This window comes from Bradyrhizobium yuanmingense (assembly GCF_029167105.1).
Lineage (GTDB): Bacteria > Pseudomonadota > Alphaproteobacteria > Rhizobiales > Xanthobacteraceae > Bradyrhizobium > Bradyrhizobium yuanmingense_A.
In genome coordinates, this window is sequence record NZ_JARFML010000075.1 from 1 (window position 1) to 11,815 (window position 11,815).

Genomic DNA, 11,815 nt, shown 5'->3' on the forward strand with positions numbered 1-11,815 from the left:
GTCCCCTCCGATGCAACCGAAGGAATCACGACCGGCGATTCGAGGGAATCGCAAAAATGAAATTGCAAGCTTTCGGGCCTTCAAACCCGAAAGGCTTGCAATCTCAAACCTCGCTCCGCTTCAAAAACGACTCCAGCTCAATGGCTTGGGAGGTTCTTCACGGCCGACGATCTAGTCATCTGGAACGCAAGTTCGTCACATTAGTTGATAGCTCGAATCTCTACAGAGGAGAGAGCTCGTGGCTAATGCAGGTGAGCGAGGCCGGCCGATCGCGCCGTTGGTGCTTAGTCCGCAGGAGCGGGCGTACTTGGAGAGGCAAGTTCGTCGTCATCGCGTTGCCCGATCGCTATCTGAGCGATGCCGCGCGATCCTGCGATGCGCGGATGGATTGCCAAGCAAGTCTGTGGCTGCCGAACTCGGCCTCCACGAACACACCGTTGGCAAGTGGCGTCGCCGATTTTTGAAGGACCGCTGTGATGGCCTGCTTGACGAGGCACGCCCTGGCCGCCCTCGAACCATCAACGACGATCAGGTTGCCGCGGTGATCGAGCGGACGTTGCGGACGACGCCAGTCGATGCGACGCACTGGTCGATCCGCTCGATGGCTGCGGAAACCGGCTTTTCCCACACCACGATCCGCCGAATGTGGGCAGCGTTCGGCTTGCAGCCGCACCGTAGCCAGACATTCAAGCTATCGAGCGATCCGCTGTTCGTCGACAAGGTGCGCGATATCGTCGGCCTTTACCTGTCCCCACCGAACCGAGCCCTTGTCCTCAGCATCGATGAGAAGAGCCAGATTCAGGCACTCGATCGCGAGCAGCCGGTCTTGCCGATGATGCCCGGCATACCGGAGCGTCGTACGCACAGCTATGTGCGGCATGGTACGACCACGCTGTTTGCCGCGCTCGATGTCGCCTCGGGGTTCGTCATCGGCAAATGCTACAAGCGCCACCGGGCAGTCGAGTTCTTGAAGTTTCAAAAAGACATCGATGCTCAAGTTCCTGAAGGCCTCGATGTCCATATCGTCATGGACAACTACGCCACCCACAAGACACCCAGGATCAAATCGTGGCTCGCCCGTCGACCGCATTATCATGTCCACTTCACGCCGACTTCCGCGTCATGGATCAATCAGGTCGAACGCTGGTTCGCTGAGCTCACCAGAAAGCAGATCCAGCGAGGTGTTCACACCTCCGTCAGGCAGCTCGAGGCCGACATCCGTACCTTCATCGACCTGCACAACAAAAATCCCAAGCCCTTCAAATGGACCAAGTCCGCAGACCAGATTTTGGCTTCCGTCAAACGCTTCTGCCACAAAGCCCAGCAGACTTTATGTGGCGAACTTTAGATTCACGTGACTAGGCTCACGACTCTTCATCTATCCGATCCCACAAGGACCGGATCATGTCTTTCATGACCAACGCGTCCTGCCAACGGTCGGATAGCTCCTTGCCGTCCGCACCTGTGATAGCGTAAGGTGCCGGACCCAGTTCGCAGAGGAAAGTCAGGGTCGCATCCGGCGCGGCGCGCCTCTTCCATGATCGTATCCCGTACTCCCACCACCCCATGAACAGGGAAACCAGGTCCTTGTGCTGCGGAAAGCCGAGCGATACCTGGATCTGCTCGCGACTAGCGATGCGGCCGTGAATACCCCAGGCGTTGTCGAAAATGCGATGGATCAGGGCGTGGTTGGTGTCATCGACTGGCGAGGCAAATTCTCGGCCTAGCAAATAGTGCGAGACATCAGCCGTCAGTCGCAGATCGGGAAAGCAATCGAGAAGCTGAAGTGTAAAGAACAGATCGGTCGTCATGCGGTCGCGATGGGTCTCGAAGTGCACGGCCACCCCTGCGTGTTCCGCCAGTCGCCGCCAGCCTTCGAGCAGGGGAATGCAGGCCTCGAGCCGTTGCGGACGAACATCCGGCTGCAGGTTGATGTGATCGGCGCCGAGCCGCGCCACCAGCTCAAGCACGGGCTTAAGTTCATCGACAGTCCTCGGATAGCACTGCGCCTGCCAGATCATGCCGTGCGACCTCAGGAAGTCTGTCGCCGCGGTCGCGAAGACGGGATCGATAAATCTCACCCCCGCGCCGTCAAATCCAGCATCGCGGATCATCTCGAGCTGGGTCTCCAGTGGCCATTCCGGGGTGTCGGCCAGCCGCCGCTCCATCGCCCAGAGCGACTGCAGGACACATAGTTGTTGCGTCATCAGTCAGCCCCCCTCTGCAATCTGCTGCTCGCAGGGTCGACCAGGACTGTCCCTGCGCCCTGAACCGTCTCCTTTTCGACGACCGGGGGCACCGATCCTCCCTTCGCTCAGGTATCGCTGGACCGAGTCCTCGGGCATTACGCCGTTCTCCTTCTTAGCTTGGCTATAGTGTCATTTCGTGAGAGCACAGCGCGCTGTCGACTGGCACGTGGGCGTTCCGTGCCGTAAACTCACAATGATGACGAGCTATTTTTGGCAAAGTTAATGTATGCTGGCGTTCGTTCCTTGCGATTTTCGAGCGGTCGGCGAGGAAATTCGGCAAAGTAGGTATAAAACCGGTGCCACTCAGCTCGATAAGATCGAACCGTTTATTGACGCCGTGGCCTCGCTCCGCCGTCATGGAAGAGCCGAAGACTGATGAGATTCGAGTAACAGAGTTGTCAGCGAGGAGCTGGGCTCGGGCTCAGACCTTTGTCGTGTTGGGGTGCCCGGTATTCTCAGCGTTCTTTTGGAGCAGCGCCATAACGGCGCTACGCGCCTGGGATGACGTGAGCTGCCAATGTGATGGAGCAGCACCTAACTTCGGCGCGTGCGCTGTCTACTCCAAAGGCTCGGTAGAGCCGACGCAGCTACTTTGTGCGGCGTTGGCTCCAGCGCTGCGAGTGGATTTTGACGCAGCCTGTACCTCGCCCGAGGAACGCTGGTAACAAACGCAGCTCGTGCAGAGCGACTAAGATTCTTGGAATGGGGTTGGGCGGCTCAGCCCGGTTGACATTCGCGACAAGCTTAAGGGCCGGAGAGGTCGCCTAAGCTGATCCAGTCAGTTGCCGACGCGTTTTGCGATGTGGATCCGTTTATCCGTGGTGCAGCCCTGCAGCTCAATCAGGAGTTGCTCGCCGAGTCCGGAAAGCGTGCACGGTGTCTAGCCTGTTCCGCGATCACCGCACTCGTGCAGCTGTAGCGCAACCGGGTTCGGATCACCCGAGCAACTCGGGCGCGAGACGATTGCGAGCGACTGAATGCCTGAGGCGGTTTGCGACCTTGCGATCTGCCGTACCGCTATAAGACATCGAGCTCGAGTTTCATAAAGAACTGCGGCGCCATCTTGGCAAATTTGCTGGAATTGCGCGCAACTGAAAGCAATTTGACGGTTTCCTCCGTCGCTGCGTGGTAAACCCTCTTCATCATTCGACATGCGACGCAGTGCAGGATAGCGAAGATGGGCGCCAATAAAAGTATATGGTGGTTCGGTTTTGGATGATGTGAGCGGCAACGCACCCATCAGCGCTGATTGGGAGCATTGATTCCCCTTGCGTGGCTTCCGCTACGGCGGATGTTACATTCTCCCCAGCCAGCAAGAGGGTTCTGGTAGCATGGGGATTGAGTTGGCCGTGAGGATCGAGAAGCGATTTTCGTTCGTTCCGTTGGTTGCTGCTGCAAGTCCAGGGGGTCTTCTTGGCTCGCAGCTGAGCCGTCCGCGCAGTCGCGGATTGCTGGCTTGCAATCTAACTAGTGTCGCACTGTCGACTCGATGATGGAGGAGAGTATGTCTATGCAAACAAGTCGAGTGGCGTCAGACGGAATGGTGGTGGTGGACTGTGATATTCACCTCAACGATCTTCCGCAGTACCTTGCCCCTTATTGCGAGATGCCTTGGCGCAAGTCACTCGAACAGCTCGGTAGGACCCCGCAGCGCTATCTGGATATTCCTGGTTATTCACCTAGCTTTGGACAAACGCCCCCGCTACCCGGCGGTCATCCGGTCAGGAGTGTCGATACTCCGCAAGCGATGCGCGACGAGCTCGATACATTGGGCGTCGATTATGGCATCGTGTTGCCGGATCACCTGCTGCTCTTTGCGACACTGTCGAACATTGAGTATGCCACGGCGCTGTCCCGTGCCTACAACCGTTGGCTTGTCGCCGAGTGGCTTCGCGAAGGAAATGGTCTGTACGGCGCAGTAATGGCTTGTCCGCAGAATCCGGACGACTCAGCTAAGGAGATCGAGCGGTACGCCGGTGTACCTGGTATTGTCGCCGTTTACCTGCCCACTGCCGGCGTCGACCCGCTCTGGGGTCATCGCCGTTATGACCGTATTCTGGCGGCGGCCGAAGCTGCGGAGCTTCCGGTCATGCTGCATAGTGTGACGGTGACCTCACCAGCCTTTCCCACTCAACTCAACCAATTCGAGAACCAGTTCGGAAGGCAAGTGCTGGGGCATCCCTTTGCAATGATGGCAAACCTCGTGAGCATGATGCACACCGGCGTCCCGGTGAGGTATCCGAAGCTCAACATTGTGTTCACCGAAGCCGGTGTCGGTTGGGCACCCTTTATGATGTGGCGCATGGATCGTTATCATCAGGAGTACCGTCGGAGTGTGCCGTTTCTGGAGGAGCGGCCGAGCGATTACGTAAAGCGTCAAATGTGGTTCGCCACGCAGCCTTTGGAGGAGCCGGTCAATGCGAAGCACTTGGTCGAGACGATGGAGCATTATGGTGGCGCTGACCGCACATTGTTCGCCTCGGACTGGCCGCACCATGACTTCGATCACCCGCGAGGCTTGGCGCGGCTGCCGCTGACGCAGGAGCAGCGCCGCAAGATCATGGGCGAGAACGCGCTCAGCCTTTTCAAGTTGCCGAAACCGGAGAGGCTCGCGAAGAAGGAGAAACAGCTAGTATGAGCAACAATCAGGAGGCTGCCGAGGCCGAGACCAGGGCACCCCGGTCGGCGCGAACGCCGGTCGAATATCCGGTCGGTCGGGCAAGCGAATTTCCGCCCGGCGCGCACAAGATCGTTCAGGTTGGCACGCAGGAAGTCGGGGTATTCAACGTCAATGGCGATTTTCATGCTCTGATCAATGTTTGCCCTCATCAATACGGCCCTGTATGTGCCGGGCCGGTGGGCGGCGAGATGAGCTGCAACGCCAAGACGGACTGGAAATTCCACTGGAGCCGCGATGGTGAAATACTCATTTGCCCATGGCACGGCCTCGAGTTCGATCTGATTACCGGGCACTGCCTCGCGCCGAAAGAGATGCGGCTGCGCAAATGCAAAGTGAAGGTCGTGGACGGCGAGGTGCGCGTGAGCCTCGGCAGCGGCTGAGCGTGTACCGGTCTTCCACGACGCAGGGTGGTTGTGTCATGGACGACGACGCTGGGCGGACAGCAAAGGGACAAGGGCTCAGATCCCGACCGCTGCCGCTACGCCGCCGGCGTGAGAACGTCGATCTCGCTAAGTTCGAAGCACTCGGACTCGCTCGGTTGCGATGATACGAAACCGAGCGGGCACCAATCAGCCGGATCAGATGTCGCAGTCACGCAGCTCTCGGATTTGAACAACTGAAGAAGAGCCATCGAAAGCCGCATTTTCGAAGCGCCACAGCGGCTGGCCTGCTAGGTCGGTGCACAAACTAGCACCGATCGAGCTAATCCCATTGGGAGTGATCATGTTCGTGGTCATCGTCGAGACGCAAATCGATGCCGAGCGGCGGGCCGGTAGGTCCGCCTACATTGCTAAGCTCGTAAAGCGTACGAGCGGGGCGGTCGAGCAAGAACTCGGCCTCGAGGTGCTCAATTACGAGAATCGCCGCGCGTTGGCGATGCTCGCCTGGCCGACCGACGTTCTTTCGGCGTGGCGCTGCTGGCAAATCGGTAACGAGGAAGCCGGCGGCGAGGTGCTCTTCACTGTCGACGACAACGGCGACGTAATCCCACTCAAGCAAAACGAGGCCGATGCCCTGCTCGCCGGCGGTGGAGTTCGGGTCCTGGAAACAGTCGGACACCGCCCGCCACCCATGAACGTTTTCTGTCGGCCCGCGTCGCTGTCAGGCCAGTCGATTCTACGCGGGCGGCTCTGAAGTGGCGACGATTGAGTTCGCCAAGCCAATTTCATCTTAAGGGCTGCACATTTGGCAACAATTCGAGAGATTTGACCGAAATGACGCGCATTCACTACGTGGCTGCAGACAGTACCCGAATGTCCTTTGATGTCGAGAATGGTATCAGCGTGATGCAGGGCGCTGTGCTGAACGGCGTCCAGGGCATTGTGGGAGAATGCGGTGGCAATGCGATGTGCGCGACCTGTCATGTCTATGTTGACAAAAAGGATATCGATAGGCTGGAAACAATGGACGAACTGGAAGACGAGATGCTCGACTCCGTAGCTGGTCCGCGACGGGAGAACAGCCGACTCTCGTGCCAGATCAAGGTGAGCGCAGAGCTTGAGGGCCTGACGGTGTATATGCCGGACAGACAATATTGAGCACGCAGGTTTGCCTCGTTTCCCATGGCGAGTCTTGGCCCGTCAGAGATACGCCGCCGAGAAAGGCGCTCTTCGGAGGATATGAGGTGGTTAACGATAGGGACTGCACGGAGCGAGCTGCAGTCAACCGAAGCCGGCTGGAACGCATTGTCATCGTCGGTGCTGGACAAGCGGGAGTTGAACTCGCCGTATCTTTGCGGCAGCACGGCTTCGTAGGCTCCATAATCCTCGTTGGCGAGGAACGGGATCTGCCCTATCAGAGGCCGCCTCTGTCGAAGGACCTCCATCCGGCGAGCAGGGCTGCGATGCTTCTGCGCGCGCAGGGCTTCTATGCCGCCAATTCGATCGAGCTACGCCTCGGAGCCTTTGCCGAGTGCATTGACCGCAACGCCCGTGTTGTCGTACTGGCGGACGGGACACGACTCGCGTACGATCATCTCGTGCTCGCAATGGGCTCGCGCAACCGAGGGGCGGTGATTCCGGGGCTCGGCACTGGAGCGTTGCTGGAATTGCGCACGCTTGCCCATGCGCGCAAGCTCGCAGCGCGCGTTGGCGAGCTTCGCCACGTCACAATTGTCGGGGGCGGCTTCATCGGTCTCGAGCTAGCCTCTCTATTCCGCAGCCGGGGCATCGAAATCGATGTGATCGAAGCTTCCGAGCGGCCGATGGGCCGCGCACTATCGCCGATGACGAGTGAGTATTTCCGAAGGTTTCACACAGAAGCCGGAGTCCGCTTCCGGTTACGCAACGTTGTCCAATCGGTCGGCTACGATGTGGCTCGCCAGGTGGTCACGCTTTCCGATGGCACGACGATCAACACGGATGCGATCATCATGGCGACCGGTGTATTGCCCAATGACGCGTTGGCCGCCACCGCCGGGCTGAAGGTAAGCAACGGCGTCGTGGTTGACGCGCAACTCCGCACCAGCGATCCGACGATTTCTGCGATCGGCGACTGCGCCGCTCATCCGAATCCGTTCTGCAATGGTCTCGTGCGGTTGGAATCTGTGCAGAACGCAATCGACCAAGCGCGCTACGTCGCTGCCCGGCTGATCGGATCGGCTGCCCCTTACCGGAGCCTACCGTGGTTTTGGTCCAACCAGGGCAGCGCCCGACTGCAGATTGCCGGATTTGCTGCTGATGCCGATAATGCGGTGCTGCGTGGTAAACCGGAAAGCGGCGCGTTCTCAGTGTTTCTCTATAGAGGAGAGCGGCTGATTGCGGTTGAAAGCGTCAATAAGCCCAGCGATCACGTGGCTGCGCGGCGCATCCTGTCGGGCGGTCTGTCGGTACCGAAGTCCATGGCCGCTGAAACCAGCGCAGACCTAAAGCAATTCGCCGGCGCGGCTGTGCTACGCGAAGTGTCCACGGTCGCCCAGCCACGCGCTTAGTTGAGAATTGATCGCGCGTTTTCGCCCCGTATCTTGCAAGGTTCCGACGATTGCGGCGACGCGCAAGGCCGCAGTATGGTCCGCTTCGAGGCGGCCGGCGCTACGCTCCTGTATCTTCCGCCCTACAGTCCCGACTTCAATCCGATCGAGAACGCCTTCGCCAAGCTCAAAGCACATTTGCGAAAAAGCCGCCGAGCGCACCGTCGGCGGCCTTTGGGATGCAGTCGGGCGCATCATCGACACCTACACGCCCGCAGAATCCACAAACTACTTCACTGCCGCAGGCTACTTCCAACCTGATCGGCTAACGCTCTAGGTGTGAGCTTTCAGGAGGTTGTCCATCCGGTCCGGAACGAGGAAGCTGAAGTTGTCGAAGCTTTAGCCACTCCCCGGAGGACCGAATGGACACCCATAAGAATGCGCCTCTGACGCCGAAAGGTCGAGTGGCGATGGTGCGCAGCGTGGTTGAGGGTGGGCTCACGAAGGGGGCAGCCGCGCTCCAGTTCAACGTCACAGCGAAGACGGTCGCCAAATGGGTGAAGCGCTTCCGGGGGGAAGGTGTTGATGGGTTGCGTGATCGCTCATCACGGCCTCATTCATCGCCGAGCCAAACCCTGCCTGCCACCTGCACAGCAGTCGAGGCGTTGCGCCGGCAGCGTTATGTTGGCAAGCAGATCGCGGCCGAGCTTGGCATCTCTCCGGCGACCGTCAGTCGCATCCTGCGGCGGAAGGGATTGAACCGGTTGCGCAATTTGGAACCGGCCGAGCCGGTACGGCGCTATGAGCGTGAACATCCTGGCGAACTGATCCACCTCGACATCAAAAAGCTAGGCAAGTTCAACCAGGTGGGCCATCGCATCACCGGCGATCGAACAGGTCAGAGCAACCTGCGCGCCCGCGGCGAAGGGCCCGGCTGGGAATACGTCCACGTCTGCATCGACGACGCTTCCCGGATTGCCTTCAGCAAGGTCATGAAGAGCGAGCGACAGGGCTGTGCCGTCGCCTTCCTCAAGGCCGCGGTTGCCTACTACGCGAGCCTGGGCGTCAAGGTCGAGCGGGTGATGACCGACAACGGCTCTTGCTACAAATCCTTTGCTTTCCGCAAAGCCTGCAAGCGCCTCGGCCTCAAGCACCTCCGCACCAAGCCGTATACGCCCAAGACCAACGGCAAGGCCGAGCGCTTCATCCAAACCAGCTTGCGCGAATGGGCCTACGCACGCGCTTACAACACCTCAAAAGAACGAGCCGCCGAGCTGCCGAGATGGCCCCACCGCTACAATTGGCACCGGCCTCATGGCAGTATCGGCTCGATGCCACCTATCAGCAGACTCGCTCTAACCAGGAACAACCTCTTGAGGCTCCACAAAGCTCAGGGATCAGCACCTTGTCAACATAGGTCTCGAAGGTGGCCCGCCGGCCTCCAATCCGGTGACCAGCTTGAATCACCAAACGATTCAGTCAGATGGGCCAACGCTCTAAGTGTTTATGCGGCTAAGAGCTATCTCGCGCGCCAAGGCTAGATCGAGAAATACAGACCGGTTGTTCGTCACGCATGTTGAGGATTTCGCTTACAGCAGGCCTCCGGACCACGCCTCGGCACTCGGTCGACTGATGTCGCGCCGCTACGAGTGCGGCAGCGTAGTTGCCCAGATCGAGGCGGTGCGAAGCGGCCATGGTGTTGGCATCTTGCACGACTACGCTGCCCATCGATATCCTGAGCCTATCACAATAAAGGCGGGACAGATGTTAGCACCTGATTACGCGCAACATCTGCCGCGCGGTTGGGGTTGACGCCGTGGCAACGTTCGACTGGTGGAAAACAAAAGCAATATCGAAAATGGATGAACGCGTCGATCTTGCGTCTCGTCTTCGTTGTCAATTGCGCTCCGTATATCAAACGGGGCACCCTCTCCAACTAAGCACGAGGTCCCAAAATCGAGGTCCATTTCAGCTTCGGCGCAACGAAGCCGCGTTAAAGCGAGGTGCTGAATCCGTCGAAGCCCCCTCGACGCACTAAATGTTGGTGCGAGACTTCCTGTCCCTTGCAGTTTGAATAGCTCCTTGCAATCGAGTAAGATGAGGCGCTGAAAGGAATGGTCAACGATGGAAACCGTGGTGAATGTCGGCGATCTGCGCAAGTTGGCGAAGAAGCGACTGCCCAAGGTCTGCTATGACTTTATCGAAGGCGGCACCGACGACGAGGTCGGGCTTATCACCAATGAACAGGCTTTTCGCCAGGCCCGCATCGTCCCGCGCTATTTGGTTGATGTTAGCGTGCGAGACCAGTCGACGACGCTATTCGGCCGAGGTTATTCGAGTCCAATCGGGATCGCTCCGACCGGGCTGGGCGACCTATTCCGCCGCGGTGCCGACTTAATGCTGGCTGAGGCGGCGTGCCAGGCGAACGTCCCGTTCATCATGTCGGGCCACAGCTCGAGCTTGATCGAGGATCTCGGCAGGCTGGCACCTAACCATGGTTGGTACCAAATTTACACGGCCGTCGATCCGTCGATCTCGGAAGACATGATTAAGCGGGTAAGGGAAGCCGGACTAAAGACTCTGGTCCTCACCGTCGACGTGCCGGAAACCTCCAATCGTGAACGCAGTATCCGGAACGGCTGGGGCCCATCGCGAAAGTTGACCTGGAACACGAAATTGGAAGCGATGCGCCATCCGGCCTGGATGCTGGAATGGTTGCAGCACGGCACGCCGTATTTCGGCAATTGGACGCGGTACGTTAGTGAAAACGCCCCTCCCAAAGCGGTGGCTGATTTCGTCAGCAGTCAATCCCGCGCACCGATGACGTGGAAAAATGTCGAACGTTATCGCGAACTGTGGAAAGGCAATTTCGTCCTCAAAGGAATAATGGACCCCGATGATGCTGTCCGCGCGCAATCGCTTGGCGTCGATGGTATCATCGTCTCCAATCATGGCGGGCGCCAACTCGACAATGCGCCGTCCCCTCTTGAAGTTCTGCCCGCGATCTGCAGGGCAGTAGGTGACACGATGACCGTGATGCTCGACGGCGGTATTCGTCGTGGTCTTCACGCGCTGATCGCCATCTGCGCAGGCGCCAAGTTCGTTTTCCAAGGCCGGCCGACCCTGTACGGCGTGACAGCCGGCGGAGTGACGGGGGCTGCAAAGGTGTTAGAGATTTTCCGTCGCGAAATCGACATCAGCATGGCCCAAATCGGCGCGGCCAAGATCGCAGATCTTGGCCCGCAGTTCCTGATGTGGAGAGACGAGGGGAATTTGCACCCCAAGCGGCGCTGAGGGATACGGACGGTCGATTTTGCTTCACGGCAAAGAATTGATAATCCGCATTACGCACGTAGCGACCTCCCCGACGACGGAACCGCGCGACATTCAGGGGTTCTTCCGCACATTTGGTGCAGGGTGCAGGATTCACGGACAGTGCGAATAAGGGCATAAGGTCGGAATCGCAGTCGACGCCCGTGATTCGCCTTGCTCCAAGCCTTCCGCTCACTGGTTTCCTCCGAGCTTTCGATTGTCGAGATCCTTCCCCAGACCGACAGGGTGGTGCTCGTGGCTCGGCCGAAGTCAGCGGTCTCGCTCTGTCCCTATTGCGGCTGCCAGACGGGTCGCGTCCACAGCCATTACGTGCGACGCTTAGCCGATCTGCCCTGGCAGGGTCGGGTTGTCGAGATCCGGCTTCACGCGCGACGGTTTCGATGCGCGAATCTGCAATGCCCGCGTCGGATATTCACCGAGCGGCTACCGGCAACGGTGCGGCCGAAAGCAAGACGCACAACCCGCCTCGGCGAGAGCCAACTGGCGATCGGCTTTGCGGTCGGCGGAGAGCCCGGCTGGCGCCTGGCGCGCAAACTGGCCATGCCGGTCAGCGGCGACACCTTGCTCCGAATGATTCACTCGGCCCCGTTGCCGGATTTCGTTGCTCCGACCGTCGTCGGAATCGACGATTGGGCTTGGCGTCGT

General features: G+C 59.1%; 9 protein-coding genes and 2 pseudogenes. 10 read left to right on the forward strand and 1 reads right to left on the reverse strand.

The window, feature by feature from the left end; translation table 11 throughout:
- The first annotated feature begins 238 nt into the window (after nt 1-238).
- On the forward strand, nt 239-1,348 hold the full coding sequence (locus P0R31_RS39790; protein ID WP_275520772.1) for an IS630 family transposase: 1,110 nt from the start codon (nt 239-241) through the stop codon (nt 1,346-1,348).
- A 16-nt stretch (nt 1,349-1,364) separates the two neighbouring features.
- Here P0R31_RS39790 and P0R31_RS39795 read toward each other — a convergent pair whose 3' ends face one another.
- Nucleotides 1,365-2,207: a sugar phosphate isomerase/epimerase family protein gene (locus tag P0R31_RS39795; RefSeq protein ID WP_275520773.1), complete on the reverse strand. Its 843-nt coding sequence runs from the start codon at nt 2,205-2,207 to the stop codon at nt 1,365-1,367.
- A 1,546-nt stretch (nt 2,208-3,753) separates the two neighbouring features.
- Here P0R31_RS39795 and P0R31_RS39800 point away from each other — a divergent pair.
- The 9 genes and pseudogenes from P0R31_RS39800 to P0R31_RS39840 all read left to right on the forward strand — a co-directional run.
- A complete protein-coding gene (locus P0R31_RS39800; RefSeq protein WP_275520775.1) occupies nt 3,754-4,887 on the forward strand; it encodes an amidohydrolase family protein in 1,134 nt (377 codons plus the stop codon).
- Nucleotides 4,884-5,309 (forward strand): Rieske (2Fe-2S) protein, encoded by a 426-nt coding sequence (locus P0R31_RS39805; protein ID WP_275520777.1) that lies wholly within the window; start codon nt 4,884-4,886, stop codon nt 5,307-5,309. Before P0R31_RS39800 ends, P0R31_RS39805 begins: the two co-directional genes overlap by 4 nt.
- Before the next feature lie 343 nt (nt 5,310-5,652).
- Nucleotides 5,653-6,063: a hypothetical protein gene (locus P0R31_RS39810; protein WP_275520779.1), complete on the forward strand. Its 411-nt coding sequence runs from the start codon at nt 5,653-5,655 to the stop codon at nt 6,061-6,063.
- 80 nt (nt 6,064-6,143) lie between these two features.
- Nucleotides 6,144-6,467, forward strand: a complete 324-nt coding sequence (locus tag P0R31_RS39815; protein WP_275520781.1) for a 2Fe-2S iron-sulfur cluster-binding protein — start codon at nt 6,144-6,146, stop codon at nt 6,465-6,467.
- 86 nt (nt 6,468-6,553) lie between these two features.
- Entirely contained in the window at nt 6,554-7,858 is a 1,305-nt protein-coding gene (locus P0R31_RS39820) for an NAD(P)/FAD-dependent oxidoreductase (RefSeq protein WP_275520783.1), read from the forward strand.
- Nucleotides 7,859-7,945: 87 nt separating this feature from the next.
- A pseudogene (locus P0R31_RS39825) lies at nt 7,946-8,174 on the forward strand (transposase); the annotation flags it as partial.
- Between the two features lie 85 nt (nt 8,175-8,259).
- A pseudogene (locus P0R31_RS39830) lies at nt 8,260-9,222 on the forward strand (IS481 family transposase); the annotation flags it as partial.
- A gap of 739 nt (nt 9,223-9,961) precedes the next feature.
- On the forward strand, nt 9,962-11,131 hold the full coding sequence (locus P0R31_RS39835) for an alpha-hydroxy acid oxidase (protein WP_275520785.1): 1,170 nt from the start codon (nt 9,962-9,964) through the stop codon (nt 11,129-11,131).
- A 192-nt stretch (nt 11,132-11,323) separates the two neighbouring features.
- A partial coding sequence (locus P0R31_RS39840; protein WP_275520787.1) for a transposase family protein occupies nt 11,324-11,815 on the forward strand: 492 nt, incomplete at its 3' end.

Bases quoted from the DNA above. Each gene is read 5' to 3' on its own strand.
- P0R31_RS39835 (WP_275520785.1), top strand. From the start codon at position 9,962: ATGGAAACCGTGGTGAATGTCGGCGATCTGCGCAAGTTGGCGAAGAAG.
- P0R31_RS39815 (WP_275520781.1), top strand. From the start codon at position 6,144: ATGACGCGCATTCACTACGTGGCTGCAGACAGTACCCGAATGTCCTTT.
- P0R31_RS39795 (WP_275520773.1), bottom strand. From the start codon at position 2,207: ATGACGCAACAACTATGTGTCCTGCAGTCGCTCTGGGCGATGGAGCGG.
- P0R31_RS39810 (WP_275520779.1), top strand. From the start codon at position 5,653: ATGTTCGTGGTCATCGTCGAGACGCAAATCGATGCCGAGCGGCGGGCC.
- P0R31_RS39805 (WP_275520777.1), top strand. From the start codon at position 4,884: ATGAGCAACAATCAGGAGGCTGCCGAGGCCGAGACCAGGGCACCCCGG.
- P0R31_RS39800 (WP_275520775.1), top strand. From the start codon at position 3,754: ATGTCTATGCAAACAAGTCGAGTGGCGTCAGACGGAATGGTGGTGGTG.